Origin of the sequence: Streptococcus sp. OMI870, assembly GCF_047460295.1 — a bacterium.
Classification (GTDB): Bacteria; Bacillota; Bacilli; order Lactobacillales; family Streptococcaceae; genus Streptococcus.
This window is the reverse complement of record NZ_JASHGM010000002.1, coordinates 310478-330439: the sequence shown is the minus strand read 5'-3', so window position 1 is coordinate 330439 and position 19962 is coordinate 310478. Positions and strand designations below refer to the sequence as shown.

Below are 19962 nucleotides of genomic sequence, written 5' to 3'. Positions count from 1 at the left end.
GGTGGAGAAAAAAGTATGGAGAATGATTTATCAGTAATGAAGACTTCCTGCGACCCAACCGGTACAGAGGGCAGATGTGATATTAAAGCCACCTGTATGAGCATTGATATCGAGGACTTCTCCGGCAAAGTGGAGGCCAGGAACCAGCTTACTTTCTAGGGTTTTAGGATTGATTTCTTTGAGGCTAACGCCGCCCTTGGTCACAAAGGACTTGGCTAGAGACATCTTACCAGTGACAGAGATGGGCATCTCTTTGATCTTTTGAATGAGCTCTTCTGTCTGAGGAGGAGTGAGTTGCTTAGCTTTTTCAGGGAATCCTTGCACCAAGAAATCAGCTAACCGTTCAGGAAGAAGGGTTTTGAGGCTATTTTTAATGGACTTTTCTCGATGTTCTTCTAGAAAATCTTTTAACTCTTGAGAAGAAGTGGTTGGAAGGAGATCTAAAGTTAAGATTTCCCCACCTTTGACAAAGCTAGACATCCGAAGGGCTGCAGGGCCAGAAAGACCGAAATGCGTAAAGAGCAGGTCATGGGTGATCATGTGCTTGTCATAGCTAAGAGTCACATCTGTCAGAGAGATCCCTTGGAGGGCCTTGTGTGGGAAGTCTGTCAAAAGAGGACTTTCTGCCGCTTCGAGATCGGTGATGGTGTGTTTGAAGTGGCGGGCAATTTCGTGTCCGTAGCCAGTAGAGCCGGTAGAAGGATAGGATTTGCCCCCAGTTGTGACAATCAGCTTGTCAGCTGTCCAAGTTTTTTCAGCAGACTTGACGATAAAGACGTCTTCTGGTTTGGTGACGGAGACCACTTCGCAGTTGGTGGCAATGCTAGCACCTAGCTCCAGGATCTTATTCTCTAAAGCTTGAATAATGGTGCGAGATTGATCACTAGCAGGAAAGACCCGGCCATGATCTTCGACTTTTAGCTTGACGCCATTATCGGTGAAAAATTGGATGATATCATGATTATCAAATTGAGAAAACACACTGTAAAGGAAACGGCCATTTCCAGGGATACCAGCCATCAAATCGTCTAAGGTCCCGTTATTCGTAACATTACAGCGGCCTCCTCCGGTACCAGCGAGTTTCTTACCCAGCTTTTTATTTTTTTCGATGAGAAGGGTGGCTTGGCCATAAGAGGCGCTGGCAATGGTCGCCATCATACCTGCTGGACCACCACCGATGACAATGGTGTGATAGTGAGTCATGTAGCTCCTTTCTTGGTAGCTGAACCGTTTTTGCTTTCATTGTATCATAAAATGGATGGTAGGGATCAAAATAGCCACTAGCAATTTGAAAAAGGAGTGATAATATTTAGAAATATACTTGCAAATTTTCTGAAAAATAGTAAACTGATAGGGGACAAGTGGATGGTTGCTTTTAAGTCAATAGAGGCAAAAGGATCTGAATCTTTACTGGACATGATATAAAAAGGGAGATGGAGATGAAATTATATGTTCAACTGACGATTATTTTTACGATTTCATTAATTGGTGAAATCATTTCTGAAGGCTTGCGCTTACCAATTCCTGGAAGTATGATCGGGTTGTTGATCTTGTTTTTATTACTGCAATTTAAGCTCTTGCGCATGCGCCATGTAAATATGGTGGGAAATTTTTTATTAGCCAATATGACGATTCTGTTTCTGCCCCCTGCTGTTGGTATTATGGATAAGTTTCATGTGATTGCGCCTTATCTATTTCCGATCATGTTGATTCTACTTGGAGCCTTGGTCATCAATGTGGTTTTAATTGCAATCGTGGTTAGTTTTATAAAAAATCGTTTGGAGGGTGATTATCCAGAAGGGGGACGCAAGCATGGCTAATTTTGCGAGTAATCCTTTATTTGGGATTGTCTTATCTATTTGGGCTTATTTGATTGGGATGTTAATCTTTCGCAGATTTCCTCATCCTATCACAACGCCACTTTTAGTGGCCACAGTAATCGTGATTTCATTCTTACTGATGACAGGAATTTCTTATAAAGATTACTATGTCGGTGGTTCCCTGTTAAATCAGTTGATTGGCCCATCAACAGTCGCCTTGGGGATTCCTCTCTATAAAAGTTTCCATTTGATGAAGCATCATGTACGGAGTATTCTAGTCGGCTCGACATTGGCAGTTGTTGTGAATACCATTTTTACAGCCTTGATCGCGAAAGCATTTGGGATGAAGTATTTTCTAGCTATTTCACTCTTTCCAAAATCGGTTACGACGGCAATGGCTGTTGGAATTACTGAAAAAATGCAGGGGCTTACGACCATCACTCTTGTGGTAGTTGTAGCAACTGGATTATTAACAAGTGTCTTGGGTCCAACGATATTGAAACTGTTAAAAATAAAAGATCCAGTAGCTATTGGTTTAGCCCTTGGCGGAACAGGACATGCAGTAGGAACAGGGACGGCATTTAAGTATGGTCATGTGGCTGGTGCTATGGCAGGATTGGCAATAGGGATCACAGGAATTTTGTATGTCTTCATTAGTTCAATTGTGGCTTCGATGATTTTATCCTAATACATTTTATTATTTTCTGAGAGAGGCTCAAGAAGGGTCTCTCTTATTTTCTAGGAGAATGATCAAAATCAATCTAGAGAGAAGGGAGCTTTTCATGACAATGTGTCCAAGGCTTTTCCAAGCGTCTAAAAAATGGTATAATGAACTGTAAATTTCAGAAGTTGGAAGGAATGTGATTGCTATGATGAATATGCAAAATATGATGAAGCAAGCTCAAAAATTGCAAAAGCAAATGGAGCAAAGTCAAGCAGAATTAGCTGCAACTCAATTTGTAGGGAAATCTGCTCAGGATTTGGTTGTCGCGACTCTTACAGGTGATAAGAAGGTTATTTCCATCGATTTTAACGCTGCAGTGGTCGACCCAGAAGATACAGAAACGCTTTCTGATATGACGGTGCAAGCCATCAATGCTGCCATTGAAGAAATTGATGCGGCAACCAAGAAAAAACTCGGTGCTTTCGCAGGGAAATTACCATTTTAAGCAAAAAAAGTTTCATCAACTCAAAAGAGGCTGGGACAAAAGTCCTAGCCTCTTAATTGTTTTTGGATTGTCGAGCAAGACGCAGTGGTTGAGTGGGCTCTACTACGCTGATTTCATCAGCTTTTACAGCCCTACTCAACTGTGCGGAGGTGGGACGAAGAAATTGAATTCTAACGAATTACCGATTTCTGTTCCACTCTCTCTTTTTATTCATCAAAAAATCCGGATAAGTCCAAGCCTCCAAAGGGGTTGATGGAGAAGTTCTCTTGCTCTTCAAGGAGGGTACGGCCTTGATCAAATTCGAGGAATTGTTGGTAGACAAGAGCTGTCATGCGGGCGTCTTCTAAGCTATCGTGTGATTTTCCTGCAACTCCCAAAAATTCTGCAACGGTGTGGAGTTGGAGATTTTTAATGCCATGAAGGTCAGATGGACGACGTTCGAAGGCTTCGTCAAAGACATCGACAGCGTATTGCTCTTCTAAATCCAAGCCATTTTCAAGTAGGATGGGAAGGTCGCTTTTTTTGGCATTGTATCCAATCAAGGGGCGGTCTCCAACGAAGGCCTTGAATTCGCCGAGAACCTGCTCTAGTTGTGGAGCATTTTGAATCTTGTCCTGAGTTATGCCAGTGAGGCCGTTAATAAAGCTTTTTAGAGGCTTATCGGTGTAGACGTAGGAGTCATAGTGGTCGACTTCTTTACCGTCCGTAAAACGCACGGCAGACACCTGGATGATCTGATAGGCACCTTCGTATTGGTTAAATTCGAGATCGAAGGCGATATAATCTTCTAATATTTTCATTGGAAATCTCCTGTGGTAGAAAAGAAAAGGGACTGGTAGGATCCAGCCCCAGATTATCGACGGAAAACGCGTGCCCAGAAACCTTTGCTTTCTTGCTCTTGAACTTTTTCATTGGCTTGTTCGAGTTCAAGTTTCAAGGTATCGCGGTCGTTCATTGCTTGTAAAGTCAATTGTTGTTGTTGGTCCAATTGCTTGTCTTTTTCAGCAATTTGAACGTCTTTCACGCGCAACTGTTCATCTTTCTTAGCGAGTTGCTCGTCTTTGGCTTTGAGTTGCTCGTAGAGACGGACGATTTCAGAATTTTTTTCATCCACCAAAATTTCCATCAATTCGCGTTGCTTCACATCATCGCTGACTGGCTCATCTTCAAAAATAGTTTTTTTGTAGATTTCTTCGAGCTTGATCAAGCCACTACGGGTTACAACGGTAACCCCTTTTTCGTTTTTTTGGGTATCTTCTGGAGCCAGCGCCTTGACACGGTTATTGACCGCCTGGCGGCTGACTCCTAAAATTTCAGCAATTTCGCTGACAGTTTTTTCAATCGCCATAACTTCCTCTAATATCTTTTTCTATGAAATACTCTATTAGATAGTAACATAAGTAGGCTAAGCTGTCAAATGAAGCCGAGTAAGGGCAAGCCTTGAGACCACGATTAGCGGGTCTCTGTCATTTCAGGAAGATGGAGGCTGGATTGTGCTAAATCAATGGTCAGTTGGTAATCGGTTTGATCGCGCACAGTGATTTCAAAGTCCGTTGTGTAAAGGACCAGGCGAAGGGTCGCTCCTTTTTCGAGCTTGTAGATGGTTGGTTGAAGATCAAAGTCAAATTCCATCCACTCGCCTGGCGTCACAGCCTCAACCTCTAAGAGGTCATGACGATTTTGGAGGTTGAGATAACCTTTCGAAATGACTCGTTGGCCAGCTTCTTTGAAAGGCAACTCAGTCAAATTGTCTAGCATATGGTAGCGACCGTTATCCAGCGTACGGACCGACAAGACAGCAGGATAGGGTTGGAGGTATTTCTTGCTTCCAAGCTCTAAGAGTTGTGCTGAAAGCAGGCCTTTATTGGTGCTGGAGTGAAGCCGCAGGTGAAGGCGAGCTTTCCCATTGAGGTGTAGGTCTTCTTCGATTGGCAGGTCAATAGTCACCTGTTGCGCCTTATCCTGGTAGAGGTCCGTTAAGAAGGTCGGATAAGCCTTGCCATAGCGCTCGTAATCTTTTGTCTCGTAGCGGTTTTGGATGACTTTTTCGTCGTCTCCCAGGGAGAAGGTTTGCTGACTTGTTTGGTTGCCAAAATCATCCAAGGAAGTCCAACTTTGTTCTCCTGTATTGTCCTGCCAGATGACAGTAGGCAATTCATAGCTTGAATCGTAGCCCAGCAATTTTTTAGAGAGGAGGGCGTTCATGCTTTCTCGGAAGTCAATGGATTGCCAGTTGTTGAGGTAGACATGGGCACCATTGTGATAGAAGAGGTGTTTCTTGATGCTTGCTGGAAGAGCCTGGAACATATTAAAGACGTGAAGGGGTTTGACGTTCCAGTCTTGGGAACCATGGGTGAAAACCACCTCAGCCTTCACCTGATCAGCATGTAAGAGATAATTGCGGTCGTGCCAGAACTGGTTGTAGTCCCCAGAAGCGCGGTCCAGCTCTTTTTTCACGATGTCTAGATCGGCTTGGTGGGCTGCATTATGGTGCAAATAGTCTCCACCTAGAAGGTTGCGCGAGTAGGTCAATTCGGCAAGGGAATCGAAATCTTCACCTGGATAGCCACCAGGACTTGTCACGAGGCCGTTTTCGCGGTAGTAGTTGTACCAAGAAGAGATACCAGCTTCCGCAATGATGACTTCAAGACCATCGACACCAGTGGTCGCAAGACCGTTAGACATAGTTCCAAGGTAAGAGATCCCTGTCGTTGCGACCTTTCCATTAGACCAATCAGCTGTGACTTGACGCTTGCGTGTATGATCTGTAAAGGCCCGGCAACGGCCATTGAGCCAGTCGATAACGTTCTTGTAGGCTTCGATTTGTTGGTAATTTCCGTTGGTCATCAGCCCTTGCGAATCTTTTGTCCCCACTCCAGAGACGTAAAGATTGGCGTAGCCACGTGGAAGCAGGTAGTCATTGAGGGTATAGCTGGAATTGATATGAGTGAGGGTTTCTTCAGCTTCATCGACTAGTTCAGCTTGACCAAGAGGGTCCACCAATTCTAATTGAGGTGTTTCTACTTGAATGGTATGAGGTTCTTTAACCTCGAGGTCGACATTCATATTGTAGAGGGCCTTGTCGCTGGCCTTGTCATTAGTCCCTTGGTGGTAAGGGCTAGCGGTCATTACAGCTGGAATCTTGCCTTCATAGCGAGGACGGATGATGCTGACCTTAACCAAGTCTGGCAGGCCATCCTTGTCGGTATCAACCCGACTTTCGACATAAACGACCTCGCGGATGGCATCATGGCTTGTAAAGGTTGCGAGGCTCTTACCATTAAAATAGTGATACTGGTTGGTCTCAGGAATCAAACCATCGCTGACCAACTGATCAATTAGTAAATTCCCTTTGACTGTTCGAGTATTGAGGAGGTGATAGAGGTTTTCAACCAAGTTTCCATACTCAATCGGAAATTGGACTTCTTTCAAGAAGCTATCCGTATCTTCAAAATCAATAAAATAGTGGAAACCGAGCAACTGGAGAGCTACTGTGTAAAAAATCTCCGGCGACCATTCGCGGTCTGATTGGAAATAGCTCAGGAGATCTGTTTCAGCATCCGCCACTAGGTTAGAGAGGGGATAATCTGTATTTTTGTAGGTGAAATAAACCTTGCGAACAAACCATTCAAACAGTTCTTTCTCTGTAAGATGAAGGGGAAGGTCAAACCCAATTTCTTTTAGTTCCTTAAGAATGTCTTTTTGGTCAACAGATAGATAGCTATATTGATTGTATTTCATAGGCTGCTCCTTTTATCAGTTTCTTTGTTCTTTACTTTTTATATTATACTTGATAAAATGGTATTTGTCTAAAGACCTTTCGTCTATAAGGAGAAGGAATATTGAAAAAAATATCTTTTGAACAAATTGCAAGAAGAAGGACCTTATTGTTTGGGGTTCTTGCTGTCATTTTTGGGATCCTCATTTTTCGAAATGGTGTTGGCTTCACCAAATTTTCCTTGGATCTATTAGCCATTTACTTTTTAGTTGATGGACTAGGAAGCTTTCTTCTTCGCTTAATGTTGCGTCGCAAGTCTATTTCCTATAGCCACTCTATTTGGTTTATTTTTCTTTCGCTTGCTTTGAGCTGGTTGAATCGACTGAGTAGTCTGCCCGTAAACTTAGTTGTGATTTGTTTAGGGGCATATCAGTTGGGGACTGCCATTGTCTATGGGATCACATTTTGGCTTTATAAGGCCAATCGGGTAAAAGGAGGCTGGCTCTATTTATGGGATGCGCTTTTAAACGGTGGGCTTGGTCTAGCAACTGTCTTGGAACCTGGTTCAGATGGGCACTTCCAATTTATCCTCTTGGGGGCTTATCTGGTCTTGTTGGGGATTTCTAATATTCGAGATGGTATTTTATTTGACAAAGACCAACAAGGCCAAGAGTTAAAACGTCGCTTTCGTATTAGCCTACCGGTTATCTTTGCAGCCTTTATCCCTGCTAAGGAGTTAAAACGGTTTAACCAGTTTCTTCAAAAAGGGAGCTCGGCGGGACACACAGGCCCTTATCGATTGGTGAAAAAAGAAGAAGAGGCAAGGGAATTAGAAATTTTGGTTCATACTTCTGACAGCAACTTATTTGGAGCGATTGGGCATGTAGATATTTGTTATCAGGGGAAGGTCATTTCTTACGGAAGTTACGATCCCTTTTCAGAGCGTCTATTTGGGACGATTGGGGATGGCGTACTGTTTAAAGTGGATAAGGAACCATACATCGAACTATGTAAAAAAGAGAGTCAAAAGACGCTGTTTGGCTACAGCCTATCCCTTACCGAAGAAGAGAATCAGGCAGTAGAGAAGCGTCTAGCTGAAATTGATCAGTTGTTAGAACCTTGGGATCCACCTAGGAGGTTACTGGAAGACGGTCAGCCGACCTACGCTTACAAATTGAAATATGATTTAGGGGCTGAGCTATATAAATTTACTTCTTCGCGTTTTAAATCTTACTTTGTTCTGTCTACTAATTGCTGCCTGTTAGCAGATTCCATTGTGGGACAGGCAGGAACGGCTGTATTAGATGTGCGTGGAGTGATTGCACCAGGGACCTATCAGGATTACTTAGAATACGAATTTGAAGCTCCAAACGGGCGGATCCATACACGAACAGTATACTAAAAAAAGAAAGACAGATTTTTATTTTTGAAAAATCTGTCTTTTTTGCACAAGATTTCTTGTAAAAAGCCAGAAAATCTTTTACAATAAAAAGTGCTTGGAGGAAAGTATGACAGCAAATCAGATCGTAAGAGTGATCCCAGTCTTGAAAGTGAATAACCGAAATGTCAATCAACGCTTTTATGAAGAGACATTGGGAATGAAAGTATTAGTGGAAGAAGGAGCTCTCCTATCTTTAGGAGATGCCTCAAAAGTAGAGAAAATTGTCTTAGAAGAGTCACCGAGTATGCGTTCGCGTAAGGTCGAAGGTCCAAAGAAATTGGGTCGCATCGTGGTGAAAGTGGCACAAGCTCAAGAAATTGATTATTTGTTGGCCCGCCAGCCAGAAACAAGCGCCCTTTACCAAGGAGCTAATGGTCGCGCCTTTGAAGTTGTGTCTCCTCAAGGAGATACCATTTTCGTGCATGCTGAAGAAAATCTTGAAAGCCTAGAACCGTTGGAGAAAGCGCCTCTTGTTGACGTGCCAGAAGATTTCAAAGGTTTGACCAGCTTTGATGTGGACTTTCTTGAGGTCAATGTGGCCGATTTTGCTGAGGCTGAGAAGTTCTATAGCAACTTGCCAGCTTTGGCCCACTTTATCCATTTGCAGGAAGCTCAAGGAGAAGATCTCCAAGTGGAGAACAAGGTGACTTGGGATTTGAGCATGATCAAGGTCGAATTGGCATCTTTTGATGTGGAAGTCGTGAAAGAACGCTTGGGAGAAACTGTCGATTTTGTGCACCGTAAGGGAACTTTCTTGATTGCCAAGGATCCAAGCCAGATTGAACTCTGGTTTGAAGCCAATCAAGATCAGGTCCATATTTCTTATGAAGAATAAGAATGGAGTGATGAGCGTGAATGCAATCATCGAAAAAATTACCGAACAAATCCAAGAAGGCATCTATCCAGGTGCCTCTCTTGCGCTTTACCGCAAGGGTCAGTGGAGTGAGCACTATCTGGGACTAGCGGATCCTGAAAAAGGAGAGTCAGTAGTGGCTGACCTGGTCTATGATTTGGCCAGTGTCAGTAAGGTCGTCGGAGTCGCTACCATCTGTGCTTTTTTGTATGCGAAAGGGGAGCTTCCGCTCGATCGTCCCTTTAAAGAGTTTTACCCGCGTTTTGCTCATGAGAAGACGACCATCCGGGAACTCTTGACCCATACTTCTGGGCTGGATCCTTTTATCCCCAACCGGGATCAATTGGATGCGAGACAGTTGAAAACAGCTCTTGAAAATTTGCAGTTGAAAGAAGACAAGAGTTTTCATTACACCGACGTCAATTTTCTTCTGCTGGGCTTTTGGTTAGAAGACAGGTTTCACCAGCCCTTGGATCGTTTATTTGAAGAGCTGATCTTTACACCTTGGAAGATGACAGAGACACGGTTTGGACCGGTCGAAAAGGCGGTGCCAACGGTCCGTGGCCTTGCTTCTGGAAGTGTTCATGATCCCAAAGCGAGAGTATTGGGCTGTCATGCGGGAAGTGCTGGACTTTTTTCAACTGTTGCTGATCTAGAGCGCTTCTTAGAGCATTATCTGAAGGATGATTTTGCGCGTGACTTGTCTCAGAATTTTGCGCGTGAAGAGGGCAAGACCCGCGCTCTCGGATGGAATCTAGAGGGTGACTGGTTGGATCATACGGGCTATACTGGAACCTTCATCATGTACAATCGAAAGAGGCAGGAAGCTGTGATCTTTTTGTCTAACCGGACCTATGAGAAGGACGAACGGGCCCAATGGATCTTAGACCGCAACTCTTTGATGGACTTGATCAAACAAGAATGTGAAAAATAGAAATGGATGGCTGGGATGACGGATCCCGGCCTTTTCTTGTCTGTCCATAAGAAGGAGCTCTTCTGGGTGATTCATTTTTGGACTCCGTCTTAGGTTGGATTTCCTTCAAAAGCATCGCTTTTTTGGCTGATTTATATTAAAATAGTAATGACCTTAGTAGAGCGAGATGAATATGCATAAAGAGATAGGCGTCGGAAAGGCGCATAGTAAAATTATCTTAATTGGAGAGCATGCGGTGGTTTATGGTTATCCGGCTATTGCCCTGCCACTCCATCATATCGAAGTGATCTGCCAGATCATCCCGGCAGACAGTCCATGGATTTTGTTTGAAGATGACACATTGTCCATGGCGGTTTTTGCGTCTCTTGAGCACCTCGGGATTCGTGAGGCCCGGATTCGCTGTCGGATTCAGTCTATGGTACCGGAAAAACGGGGGATGGGGTCCTCTGCGGCGGTCAGTATCGCAGCTATTCGTGCAGTTTTTGACTATTATCAAGAGGAGCTGGACGATGAGACCTTAGAAATCCTGGTCAATCGAGCAGAAACCATTGCCCATATGAATCCAAGCGGTCTGGATGCCAAGACTTGTCTGAGCGATCAAGCCATTAAATTCATCCGGAATGTCGGCTTTTACCCGCTGGAGCTGGGTATAAAAGCGAGTTTGGTGATTGCGGATACGGGGATTCACGGCAATACCCGTGAGGCGATTCAAAAGGTTGAAGCTAAAGGGCAGGAAGTTTTGTCCCATTTCCATGAGATTGGTCAGTTGACCCAGCAGGTAGAAGCGGCTCTGAAAGAAAAAGATCTCATTGGCCTTGGGCAGGCTCTTACAGCTTGTCATGACCACTTGAGAGCCGTTGGTGTCAGCTGTAAAGAAGCAGATCACCTGGTCGCCGTTGCCCTTGAAAATGGGGCCTTAGGGGCTAAAATGAGTGGGGGTGGTCTTGGAGGCTGTGTGATTGCCCTCGTCAAGGATTCTCGTGAAGCAGAAACCATTGCCCATGCATTAGAAAAAGAAGGAGCGCACCATACATGGATCGAAAACCTGTAAAGGCTAAGTCCTATGCCAATATCGCGATTATCAAATACTGGGGAAAAGAAGATGCCAAACAGATGGTCCCTTCGACCAGTTCGATTTCGTTGACCTTAGAGAATATGTATACAGAGACCAGTCTCTCTCCCTTGCCAGCAGATGCGACTGCGCATGAATTTTACATCGATGGGGAATTCCAAAATCCAGCTGAGCAAGCCAAAATTGGAGCTGTGATTGATGGCTTGAAGCCAGCAGATGAAGCAGGATTTGTTCGGGTGGATACCAGCAACAACATGCCAACCGCCGCAGGCTTGTCCTCTAGCTCGAGCGGCCTCTCTGCTCTCGTCAAGGCTTGTAATCGGTACTATGATTTGGGCTTGACCCAGGAGGAATTAGCTCAAAAAGCCAAGTTTGCTTCGGGCTCTTCTTCGCGGTCTTTCTTTGGCCCTTTAGCAGCCTGGGACAAAGAAAGTGGAGAAATTTATAAGGTCCAAACAGACCTAAAACTCGCGATGATCATGCTGGTCCTCAATGACAAGCAAAAGCCTGTTTCCAGCCGCGAAGGGATGAAACGCTGCATGGAGACTTCGACTAATTTCAAAGAATGGATCGAAGAGTCTCGACAAGATTATAAGGACATGCTGGGCTATCTAGTTGCCAATGATTTTGAACGGGTCGGTCATCTGACAGAGCGCAATGCCCTTGCTATGCATGCGACGACTAGAACAGCCACTCCAGCTTTTAGCTACTTGACAGAAGAAAGCCATAAAGCTATGGACTTTGTCCGTGAGCTTCGCGCTGCAGGCCATGCTTGTTACTTTACTATGGATGCAGGGCCGAATGTTAAGGTTCTCTGTTTAGAAGAAGACTTGGATCAGCTGGTACCTTTATTTGATGCCCGCTATCGGACCATCGTATCTAAGACAAAGGACCCTCAAGATGAAGACTAAGTATCAGGTACAGACTGGAGGCAAGCTCTATCTAGCTGGAGAATACGCAGTGCTAACGCCTGGCTATGGAGCCGTGATTCAGTTTATTCCCATTTATCTGTCAGCTACTATCCAAGAATCTAGAAGCTATCAGCTAGTCTCAGATCTCTTTGGTTACCAGGTGGATTTGACCCCAAATAAGGACTACGCCTTGATTCAAGAGACCATTCAGCTCATGGAAAAGTGGCTGAAAGATCAGGGGATAGCCCCTAAACCGTTTGATCTTCACCTAAGAGGGACGTTGGGCGAAGAGAGGAAAAAGTATGGGATTGGTTCCAGCGGAAGTGTGGTCTTGCTCGTGATCAAGGCCGTGGCCGCTCTGTATGAACTAGACCTACATCCGGACCTGCTCTTTCGACTAGCAGCAGTGGTCTTGGTGCAAAGAGGGGACAATGGTTCCATGGGCGATTTGGCTTGTATTGCCTACGAGGACTTGATTTATTACCAATCCTTTGATCGGGCTTGGTTGCATGAAGTCTTGACTTCTCAGCCCCTGACACAAGTTTTAGACCTGGATTGGGACTACCAGATCTGCTCGATCCAGCCAGCCATCGCTTATGATTTTCTGGTTGGTTGGACCAAGGAACCAGCGATTTCAAGTGATTTGATCCGTCAGGTCAAGGGAGCGATCAAGGAAGAATTTCTTCAGGAGAGCCAGAGCGCAGTGAAGAATCTTGAAAAAGGCCTCCGTGAAGGGAACCAAAAAGAAATTGAGACCAGTATCAAACGTGCCGATAAGAACCTAAAGTCTTTGAACCCTTTGATCTATACCCCAGCTCTGAAAGTTCTGCAAGAAGCGACAGAGGGTCTTTCTGCCTGTGCCAAATCTAGTGGTGCTGGAGGAGGCGACTGTGGAATCGCCCTTAGTTTTGACCCAGTTGAGACTCAGACCTTGATAGACCGCTGGAAGGAAAAGAATATTGAAGTCATTTACCAAGAAAGGATGGGAGATTCGTGAGCGAAAATCGAAAAGACCAGCATATTCGCTATGCTTTGGAGCAAAGCTCTTCCTATAATAGCTTTGATGAGATCGAGCTAATTCACCGTTCCCTCCCACTTGTGGGTCTAGCGGAGATTGATTTGACAACCCATTTCGCAGGGCGTGATTGGGAGTTTCCTTTTTATATCAATGCCATGACAGGCGGGAGTAAACGGGCTAAAGAGATCAATCAAAAGTTGGCAGCAGTAGCCCAAGCCTGTGGGATTCTCTTTGTGACTGGTTCTTACAGTGCAGGGCTGAAGGATCCGAGCGATCAATCGTACGCTGTCAAAACAGATCACCCTCGTCTTCTGTTAGCGACCAATATTGGCCTCGATAAAGAGCCAGACTTGGGCTTAAGAACAGTGGAAGAGCTTCAACCTCTCTTTCTTCAAGTTCATGTGAATCTGATGCAAGAGTTGCTTATGCCAGAAGGGGAGCGGATTTTCCACACTTGGAAAGACCATCTCAAGAGCTATGGGCAGGGCTTTCCTGTGCCTGTAGTCCTGAAAGAAGTGGGCTTTGGTATGGATCCCAAAACAGTCCAGCTGGCACTAGAGGCTGGGATCAAAACCGTTGACATTTCTGGCCGTGGTGGCACTAGTTTTGCTTATATTGAGAATCGTCGTGGTGGAAATCGCGCTTATCTGGATGATTGGGGACAATCAACTGCGCAGTGTCTCTTACAGTTACAAGATCAGATAGATCAGGTTGAGATCCTCGCTAGTGGTGGCATCCGTCATCCTCTTGATATGGTCAAGGCCTTGGTCCTTGGAGCGCGTGGCGTAGGACTTTCCCGCGTTTTTCTTGAGATGGTAGAGACCAAGAGCATCGAAGAAGTGATTGCTATTGTCCAAGGATGGAAAGAAGACCTTAAATTACTCCTTTGTGCGCTCGGTTGTCAGAACCTGAAAGAGCTCCGAGAAGTCGACTATCTCCTCTATGGAAAATTGTGGCAAGCGAAGCAACAGAAAAAATGAAAGAGAGTGGGACAGAAATCGGTCATTCGTTAGAATTCGATTTCGTCGTCCCACCTCCGCACAGTTGAGTAGGGCTGTAAGAGCTGATGAAATCAGCGTAGTAGAGCCCACTCAACCACTGCGTCTTGCTTGACAATCCAAAAACAATTAAGAGGCTAGGATTTCTGTCCCACTCTCTAAACGTATAGGAACTAATTTTTAAGTAAAATAGGTTAAGTTATTCTTCAAAGAACTATAAAAGAGTTCTAATTTTTAAAATGATTCATGATATACGAAAACTTTCCGCCGTGAGAAAAGTGCTTGAAACATGATAATTTCAAGCACTCGGTAGTTTTGAAACCTTAGGTTCAAAACTAAGTCATGGAACTTCGTAGAAGTTCGCTGACGTCCGTACTCACCTAAGGAAAGTTTTTAAGTTGACTTTATCTATATTCTAAGGATTGGCAAAATGAGCCAATCCTTTCTTTTTTTGAAAAAGTGTTTTCCCTCAAAAATTCTGATAGTTTACGAATCCTTTACGGTTGCTGGAATCGCTTGCAAAACAGGATCGTAAAAGAGTATACTAAATAAGGAAAAACATTTTAAAAAAGGAGTTTAGGATGAAGAAGCACTATTTTCGCTCAGCTGTAGCAGCCTTGCTTCCGCTTTTGTTGATTGCTCAACCTGTTGAGGCCTGTACGGGGTTCATCATCGGAAAGAAACTGACGGCCGACGGCTCGACCTTGGTAGGGCGTACCGAAGATTTAGAGCCCAACCATAATAAAAACTTTGTGGTCAGAGAGCGCGTCTACAATAAAAAAGGTGCCATCTTTGAGGATGCCGCCAACGGTTTTCAATATCCCTTGCCAGAGATTAGCTATAAGTATACAGCAGTCCCAGATGTCACCCCAGATCAGGGAATTTTTGACGAAGCAGGATTCAATGAATATGGGGTTTCCATTTCTGCTACTGTATCTGCTTCAGCAAATGACAAGATCCAAAAAGTGGATCCCTATGTCGAGGATGGCCTCGCAGAATCGGGCTTGACCAGTATCGTTCTCCCAAGTGTGAAAACCGCAAGAGAAGGGGTTGAACTCATTGCTAAAATCGTCGAAGAAAAAGGCGCTGCAGAAGGAAATATTGTGACCATTGCCGATAAAGAAGGCGTCTGGTATATGGAAATCCTATCCGGTCACCAATATGCGGCCATTCTCTTTCCAGAAGATCGCTTTGCAGTCTTTCCAAATACTTTCTTCTTAGGTCATGTAGATGTATCAGATACAGAGCGTACGATTGCCTCAAAAGATCTTGAAACAGTTGCCAAGGACGCAAATAGCTATAAGGAAGTGGATGGAAAATTCCATGTTTCTCAATCCTATAATCCGCCTTTGCAAGAAGCGGATCGCTCGCGGGTTTGGTCGGGGATCAAATCTCTAGACCCAAGCTCTCCTGTTAAATATGACGATGCGTCCTTTGACCTTCTTCATAAAACGGATCGAAAATTAACTCTCCGCGATGCCATGAATCTCCAACGCAATCGTTTGGAAGGAACCAAATATAAACCACAGGATCAAATGGAGCTGGATGGAAAAGGCATCCCGAAAAAAGGAGAGTTTGATGCTGTTTATAAATACCCCATCTCCAATCCAAATGTCATGGAGGCCCATATCTTCCAACTGAAAGACGAGGTTCCAGCAAGTGCGGGTGGAGGCACCATGTGGCTGTCGATGGGCAGTCCACGGAATGCTCCTTACCTACCGTACTATGGCAATATTCTCAACACCTATCAAGCCTACCAAGAATTAGGGGATCATTACAATGACCGCTCCTGGTATTGGACCATTTCAAGAATCAATGACCTTGTTGCCAAGTATCCTGATTTATTCGAAGATGGGGCGATTCGTACTGAAATGGAACGATTGGAATCTCAGTGGATGGTTGAACAAGATCTGAGTGATCAGGAACAAATTGCCCTTGCTTCTCAGCCTGAAGAAGCGAGTAAGAAGGCAACAGAAGAAGGGATAGCAAGAGCTGAGAAAACCTTCGAACGTTTGCAAGAAATTAGAAAAGAAGCAGAACAAAAGGTAGCAGATGAGCACGGAAAAAGTGCCCTGCAAGATCTAGATGACGAAGAAGATGCTGCTTATGAAGAACAGATTGATCTGGTTGATTTTGACTATGATTACATTTTAGCAGCAGGCTTGTTCGGAGCAACCCTTCTAGCGATTGTGATCTACCTAATTCGCTCAAAGAAACAAAAGGGAGGAAAACAAGATGACTAAAATTCAAAGAGCCTCGATCTATCTCTTTCTACTATTTGCAGGAATTGGCTTGGAGTTTGAACTTGGTCATCTTTCTCAACAAGAATTTAGCCAGTCTGCAGGCAGAGACTTGGTCTTGAACTTGTCTGTTTTAGCTGCTATTATTATCCCACTCTATCTCTTTTCAAAACGTTTGGCCAAGCAGTTGTCTGTCCCAACCTATCTCTTATGGATTGCTATGTTTGGGGGGGCTTTCGTAGCAGGCTGGTTGAGTTTTTCAGGAAATAGCTTAATTGACATCCTAAATAGCCATGTGATCAAGGATGCCACTGTCTTTAACAAGTGGACGGATGCCTTGACAGCCCCATTTTCAGAAGAATTCTTTAAGGCCCTGGTTGCCTTTTGGGTTGTTTTGATGGTTGGCAAAAAAGATCTAAAAGCGATTCTAATTGCGGGCTTGGGCTCTGGTTTTGGTTTTCAGATCATTGAGGATTTAGGGTACGTTGCCCGCCAAACAAAAACCAGCCAATTAGCCGCTATCACTGAGGCCATTAACCGTATTTCTGGTGGGTTAGCTTCACACGCCCTCTATACAGCTGTTGTATCCGTTGGTGTCTTCCTCTTGTTGTCTCAAGTGACCCAGCAAAAGGAAAAACTCTTTGGACTCTGGTGTGTTCTCTCGACAGTAGCAAATCATTTCTTATGGAACTCTCCATTTTATGAAACAGACCATCGGATTAATCTTCTCGTCGGACTGCTCTTTGCCGTCCAAGTAGGGACCTTTATCGAAGTGGTGCTCTATACCAAGAAAAAGCCCGATCTGCCATTCTTAAAACAATAAAATTTTTTCAAACACAAAAGAACTAAGACGTGGGTCTTAGTTCTTTCATTTTCTCAGTTCTTGTAAAAATGTTTGTGCTTTTTCTAAATTGAAGGGTTTGTTTTCAAGGAGTTGGTTGACCAATTGGGGAACTTCCTCTTCCTTGGCTCCTGCTAGAAGGGCTAGAGAGCGTGCTTGGAGCTTCATATGTCCTGCTTGGATCCCTGTAGTCACTAAGGCTTTCAAGGCAGCGAAATTCTGTGCTAAACCGAGAGAAGCGATGATACCTGCTAATTCGATAGCAGTAGGTTCCCCCAGCAAACGATGGCTAATCTGAACCGTTGGATTGAGGCCGATAGAGCCTCCTTTTGTTGCAACTGGCATAGGTAGGGTGATCTCGCCATAGAGTTTTTTTTCTTCCGGCTGACTTTTCCATTGGCTTAAGCCCTTGTATGGCCCGCCTTGCGCAGCATAGGCATGGGCTCCAGCTTCGATGGCCCGCCAGTCATTACCTGTCGCGAGGACCAGGGCATCAATCCCGTTAAAAATCCCCTTGTTATGAGTGGCTGCACGGTAAGGATCTACTTGAGCCAGCTGGCTGGCTAACTCCATTCGGTAGGCAATCTCGATCGCTTCCTTAGGATTACGACTCAGTGCTTTAAAATCGATAGCACACCGTGAACTCACCAAAGAGCGCGTGGCCAAGTTGGATAAAATCGCCATTAAGGCCTGAGCACCAGAGAGTTTTTGGATTCGATCCGTTAGAGCTTCCAGCATGGTGTTGAGCATATTGGCTCCCATGGCTTCTTTTGGGTCAACCGCCAAGTACACAATGAGAAAGTCCCCTTTGTGTTCAAGCCAAAGATCCCGTGCTCCACCTCCACGCTTGACGATCGAAGGATAGGCCTCATTAGCGAGCTGAAGCAGGGTTTCCTTGTCTTCGAGGATACGCTTGCTGGCAACTTCTACATCCTCAACATCCGATAGAGCAATCTCACCGATCATTTGACGTTGGTGCACTTGGGTGGTGAAACCGCCCGAACGTTGAATGAGTTTGGCCGCAAAGCTAGCTGCAGCGACCACAGAAGGCTCTTCAGTGACCATGGGAAGGAGGTAGTCGCGGCCATTGATCAGAAAATAAGGAGCGAGGCTAAAAGGTAAGTCAAAAGTCGACAAGACGTTTTCTGTCAGTTGATCTGCAATGGAGATCGGAAGTCCCTTTTGTTCTTTTAAAATTTGAGCTTCATCCCAAGATAAGAGACCTTCCCTAAGTAAGGCCTCTATGCGTTCTGTGGGAGAAAGTTTTGCAAAACCTGGTAATCGTGCCATTATTTTTCTACTTTCTGGTAAATGCGTTGGTGCTCTTTAATCTCTGTCAAAGCATAAGTTTGATGAGCAGCAGGCTCAAAAACTTGATTCCCATTAGGGTCTAAGTCTACTTCTTCATAAAAGAGTCGTTCATAGTCCTCAACACTGAGAACCGTCCGTTGATCCAATTTTTCCATCCGCTTAGAATCCAACATCTGCTCATATCCAGGGACAAGATTGGCACTGAAAATTTCAGCAACCGCTCCACTTCCGTAGCTAAAGAGGGCAATCCGATCTCCAGCTTTGAGTTGTGGTTGATTTTCAAGCAGAGATAGTAAGCCTAGGAAAAGAGATGCAGTATAGATATTTCCGATGCGTTGGCTGTATAAGATAGATTGATCAAAATTGTATTGTAACTGGGCCTTTTGATCCTCTGGCAGAGACTTATCCAAGATTTTTTTCAAGCCCTTAAGGGCCAATTTTGGATAAGGCAAATGGAAACAAACAGCAGCGAAGTCTCTTAGGTTGAGACCTGTTCGTTTCTGGTATTCTGCCCAGGTGGTTTTTAGGGAATCCAGATATTGTTGGGTAGAATAGAGACCATTCACGAAGGGGGTTGTTGCATAATTTGGGCGCCAAAAATCCATGACATCACGTGTTTGAGCTACATTGTCATCATTAAAAGCTAAAATACGCGGGTTTTGACTGATCAGCATAGCAACTGATCCAGCCCCTTGTGTTGGTTCTCCAGGAGTTCCAATTCCGTATTTAGCAATGTCACTGGCAATGACCAGGACTTTACTTTGCGGGAATTTTTCAACGTGGAGTTTGGCATAATCCAAAGCAGCAGTTGCAGCATAGCAAGCTTCCTTCATCTCAAAAGAGCGGGCAAAGGGCTGAATGTCTACTAAACCATGTACAAAAACAGCAGCAGCTTTACTCTGGTCAATCCCAGATTCCGTCGCAAGAATCACCATATCGATCGCTTCTTTATCTTCATCTGTCAAAATGTCATCTGCAGCAGTTGCAGCCAGTGTGACAATGTCTTCAGAGATCGGTGTAATACTTTGTTCTTTTAAGAGAAGACCTTTGCTTAATTTTTCAGGATCGGTATTCCGAGCAGCGGCCAAATCTTCTAAACGCAAGACATAAGGGCTCGTCGCAAAACCAATCTTATCAATCCCAATTGTCATTCTTAACCTCTTTTTAATTTGATATCTACTAGTATATTTCCTTACTATTTTACCATATTTAAGGGTAAAACTCCCTTGAAAAAGCTAGATCAGCAAGGAAATCATTCTCGGGACCGATTTTGCAATGTTTCAAATAAAAAATAGAGAATCTATAAAAAAGCCATCCTCAGATGACTTTTCAACTCTGATGCTTAGCTATCTTTTTTAGGGTTACTCATGACCCGTATGAAGAGTTCTTTGCATTTGTCTCTTAGAACTTTTTCGTAGAAGACGATTAAAGCGATGTACACAATCAGAAAGTTCAAGGTCAGATAAAACAAGTCAAATGAATTGCGGGCATAGTAAGTCGCTGATTGATAGGAGGGGAAGGCTCCTAGGATCATCCAAGGAAGATACTTGATATACTTGTTTACCATCATACAGCACCTCGCATCCTTTAAAGAATTTGTTTTTCCACTATTATTGTACTCCTTTTAAGCGATAAA

At 44.3% G+C, this 19962-nt stretch carries 19 protein-coding genes; 12 read left to right on the top strand and 7 right to left on the bottom strand.

Annotated features, from left to right (window positions below; all coding sequences use genetic code 11):
- Positions 1–30: 30 nt before the first annotated feature.
- Positions 31–1203 carry an NAD(P)/FAD-dependent oxidoreductase gene (locus QM968_RS05595; protein WP_414382877.1) on the bottom strand — a complete coding sequence of 391 codons (1173 nt, stop codon included), beginning with the start codon at positions 1201–1203 and terminating at the stop codon, positions 31–33.
- A gap of 236 nt (positions 1204–1439) precedes the next feature.
- On the opposite strand from QM968_RS05595, the gene QM968_RS05590 reads away from it, so the two are divergent.
- The 3 genes from QM968_RS05590 (at position 1440) to QM968_RS05580 (ending at position 2989) form a co-directional block, all read left to right on the top strand.
- Positions 1440–1820, top strand: a complete 381-nt coding sequence (locus QM968_RS05590) for a CidA/LrgA family protein (RefSeq protein ID WP_414326455.1) — start codon at positions 1440–1442, stop codon at positions 1818–1820.
- Positions 1813–2508 carry an LrgB family protein gene (locus QM968_RS05585; RefSeq protein ID WP_414382875.1) on the top strand — a complete coding sequence of 232 codons (696 nt, stop codon included), beginning with the start codon at positions 1813–1815 and terminating at the stop codon, positions 2506–2508. The genes QM968_RS05590 and QM968_RS05585 overlap by 8 nt, the downstream gene beginning before the upstream one ends.
- A 181-nt stretch (positions 2509–2689) precedes the next feature.
- Complete coding sequence (locus QM968_RS05580; protein WP_195311629.1) at positions 2690–2989, top strand: YbaB/EbfC family nucleoid-associated protein; 300 nt, start codon at positions 2690–2692, stop codon at positions 2987–2989.
- A 206-nt stretch (positions 2990–3195) separates the two neighbouring features.
- On the opposite strand, the gene QM968_RS05575 is transcribed toward QM968_RS05580, so the two are convergent.
- From QM968_RS05575 to QM968_RS05565, 3 genes are all read right to left on the bottom strand, one after another.
- Positions 3196–3789 (bottom strand): 3'-5' exonuclease, encoded by a 594-nt coding sequence (locus QM968_RS05575; protein WP_014713923.1) that lies wholly within the window; start codon positions 3787–3789, stop codon positions 3196–3198.
- A gap of 53 nt (positions 3790–3842) precedes the next feature.
- Positions 3843–4337, bottom strand: coding sequence for a DUF536 domain-containing protein (locus QM968_RS05570; RefSeq protein ID WP_125826623.1), 495 nt, complete (start codon positions 4335–4337; stop codon positions 3843–3845).
- Between the two features lie 104 nt (positions 4338–4441).
- Entirely contained in the window at positions 4442–6730 is a 2289-nt protein-coding gene (locus QM968_RS05565) for a Xaa-Pro dipeptidyl-peptidase (protein ID WP_414382872.1), read from the bottom strand.
- A gap of 101 nt (positions 6731–6831) precedes the next feature.
- Here QM968_RS05565 and QM968_RS05560 point away from each other — a divergent pair, with 101 nt between their 5' ends.
- From QM968_RS05560 to QM968_RS05520, 9 genes are all read left to right on the top strand, one after another.
- Positions 6832–8109, top strand: coding sequence for a DUF308 domain-containing protein (locus QM968_RS05560; protein ID WP_414382870.1), 1278 nt, complete (start codon positions 6832–6834; stop codon positions 8107–8109).
- Between the two features lie 106 nt (positions 8110–8215).
- Positions 8216–8983 (top strand): CppA N-terminal domain-containing protein, encoded by a 768-nt coding sequence (locus QM968_RS05555; protein WP_024055030.1) that lies wholly within the window; start codon positions 8216–8218, stop codon positions 8981–8983.
- Positions 8984–8993: 10 nt separating this feature from the next.
- Positions 8994–9935 carry a serine hydrolase domain-containing protein gene (locus QM968_RS05550; protein ID WP_037613944.1) on the top strand — a complete coding sequence of 314 codons (942 nt, stop codon included), beginning with the start codon at positions 8994–8996 and terminating at the stop codon, positions 9933–9935.
- 172 nt (positions 9936–10107) lie between these two features.
- Complete coding sequence (gene mvk, locus QM968_RS05545; protein ID WP_009731693.1) at positions 10108–10986, top strand: mevalonate kinase; 879 nt, start codon at positions 10108–10110, stop codon at positions 10984–10986.
- On the top strand, positions 10968–11918 hold the full coding sequence (mvaD, locus tag QM968_RS05540; RefSeq protein ID WP_023919167.1) for a diphosphomevalonate decarboxylase: 951 nt from the start codon (positions 10968–10970) through the stop codon (positions 11916–11918). Before mvk ends, mvaD begins: the two co-directional genes overlap by 19 nt.
- Positions 11908–12915: a phosphomevalonate kinase gene (locus tag QM968_RS05535; RefSeq protein WP_414382868.1), complete on the top strand. Its 1008-nt coding sequence runs from the start codon at positions 11908–11910 to the stop codon at positions 12913–12915. The genes mvaD and QM968_RS05535 overlap by 11 nt, the downstream gene beginning before the upstream one ends.
- Complete coding sequence (gene fni / locus QM968_RS05530) at positions 12912–13916, top strand: type 2 isopentenyl-diphosphate Delta-isomerase (protein ID WP_009731690.1); 1005 nt, start codon at positions 12912–12914, stop codon at positions 13914–13916. The genes QM968_RS05535 and fni overlap by 4 nt, the downstream gene beginning before the upstream one ends.
- Before the next feature lie 599 nt (positions 13917–14515).
- Complete coding sequence (locus QM968_RS05525) at positions 14516–16177, top strand: C69 family dipeptidase (RefSeq protein WP_414382866.1); 1662 nt, start codon at positions 14516–14518, stop codon at positions 16175–16177.
- Positions 16170–16997 (top strand): PrsW family glutamic-type intramembrane protease, encoded by an 828-nt coding sequence (locus QM968_RS05520; RefSeq protein WP_414382864.1) that lies wholly within the window; start codon positions 16170–16172, stop codon positions 16995–16997. The genes QM968_RS05525 and QM968_RS05520 overlap by 8 nt, the downstream gene beginning before the upstream one ends.
- 45 nt (positions 16998–17042) lie before the next feature.
- Here the strand turns inward: QM968_RS05520 and QM968_RS05515 are convergent, their stop codons facing one another.
- From QM968_RS05515 to QM968_RS05505, 3 genes are all read right to left on the bottom strand, one after another.
- The gene (locus tag QM968_RS05515; RefSeq protein WP_414382862.1) at positions 17043–18305 is read right to left on the bottom strand and encodes a hydroxymethylglutaryl-CoA reductase, degradative; all 1263 of its coding nucleotides are present in this window, start codon (positions 18303–18305) and stop codon (positions 17043–17045) included.
- The gene (locus QM968_RS05510; protein WP_414382860.1) at positions 18305–19477 is read right to left on the bottom strand and encodes a hydroxymethylglutaryl-CoA synthase; all 1173 of its coding nucleotides are present in this window, start codon (positions 19475–19477) and stop codon (positions 18305–18307) included. The genes QM968_RS05515 and QM968_RS05510 overlap by 1 nt, the downstream gene beginning before the upstream one ends.
- Positions 19478–19668: 191 nt before the next feature.
- The gene (locus tag QM968_RS05505; protein WP_009731685.1) at positions 19669–19893 is read right to left on the bottom strand and encodes a hypothetical protein; all 225 of its coding nucleotides are present in this window, start codon (positions 19891–19893) and stop codon (positions 19669–19671) included.
- Positions 19894–19962: the final 69 nt, after the last annotated feature.

What these genes read in the sequence shown, in the direction of transcription:
- QM968_RS05595 (WP_414382877.1), bottom strand. Translation starts at nt 1,203, where the DNA reads ATGACTCACTATCACACCATTGTCATCGGTGGTGGTCCAGCAGGTATG.
- QM968_RS05590 (WP_414326455.1), top strand. Translation starts at nt 1,440, where the DNA reads ATGAAATTATATGTTCAACTGACGATTATTTTTACGATTTCATTAATT.
- QM968_RS05585 (WP_414382875.1), top strand. Translation starts at nt 1,813, where the DNA reads ATGGCTAATTTTGCGAGTAATCCTTTATTTGGGATTGTCTTATCTATT.
- QM968_RS05580 (WP_195311629.1), top strand. Translation starts at nt 2,690, where the DNA reads ATGATGAATATGCAAAATATGATGAAGCAAGCTCAAAAATTGCAAAAG.
- QM968_RS05575 (WP_014713923.1), bottom strand. Translation starts at nt 3,789, where the DNA reads ATGAAAATATTAGAAGATTATATCGCCTTCGATCTCGAATTTAACCAA.
- QM968_RS05570 (WP_125826623.1), bottom strand. Translation starts at nt 4,337, where the DNA reads ATGGCGATTGAAAAAACTGTCAGCGAAATTGCTGAAATTTTAGGAGTC.
- QM968_RS05565 (WP_414382872.1), bottom strand. Translation starts at nt 6,730, where the DNA reads ATGAAATACAATCAATATAGCTATCTATCTGTTGACCAAAAAGACATT.
- QM968_RS05555 (WP_024055030.1), top strand. Translation starts at nt 8,216, where the DNA reads ATGACAGCAAATCAGATCGTAAGAGTGATCCCAGTCTTGAAAGTGAAT.
- QM968_RS05550 (WP_037613944.1), top strand. Translation starts at nt 8,994, where the DNA reads ATGAGCGTGAATGCAATCATCGAAAAAATTACCGAACAAATCCAAGAA.
- mvk (WP_009731693.1), top strand. Translation starts at nt 10,108, where the DNA reads ATGCATAAAGAGATAGGCGTCGGAAAGGCGCATAGTAAAATTATCTTA.
- mvaD (WP_023919167.1), top strand. Translation starts at nt 10,968, where the DNA reads ATGGATCGAAAACCTGTAAAGGCTAAGTCCTATGCCAATATCGCGATT.
- QM968_RS05535 (WP_414382868.1), top strand. Translation starts at nt 11,908, where the DNA reads ATGAAGACTAAGTATCAGGTACAGACTGGAGGCAAGCTCTATCTAGCT.
- QM968_RS05525 (WP_414382866.1), top strand. Translation starts at nt 14,516, where the DNA reads ATGAAGAAGCACTATTTTCGCTCAGCTGTAGCAGCCTTGCTTCCGCTT.
- QM968_RS05520 (WP_414382864.1), top strand. Translation starts at nt 16,170, where the DNA reads ATGACTAAAATTCAAAGAGCCTCGATCTATCTCTTTCTACTATTTGCA.
- QM968_RS05515 (WP_414382862.1), bottom strand. Translation starts at nt 18,305, where the DNA reads ATGGCACGATTACCAGGTTTTGCAAAACTTTCTCCCACAGAACGCATA.
- QM968_RS05510 (WP_414382860.1), bottom strand. Translation starts at nt 19,477, where the DNA reads ATGACAATTGGGATTGATAAGATTGGTTTTGCGACGAGCCCTTATGTC.
- QM968_RS05505 (WP_009731685.1), bottom strand. Translation starts at nt 19,893, where the DNA reads ATGGTAAACAAGTATATCAAGTATCTTCCTTGGATGATCCTAGGAGCC.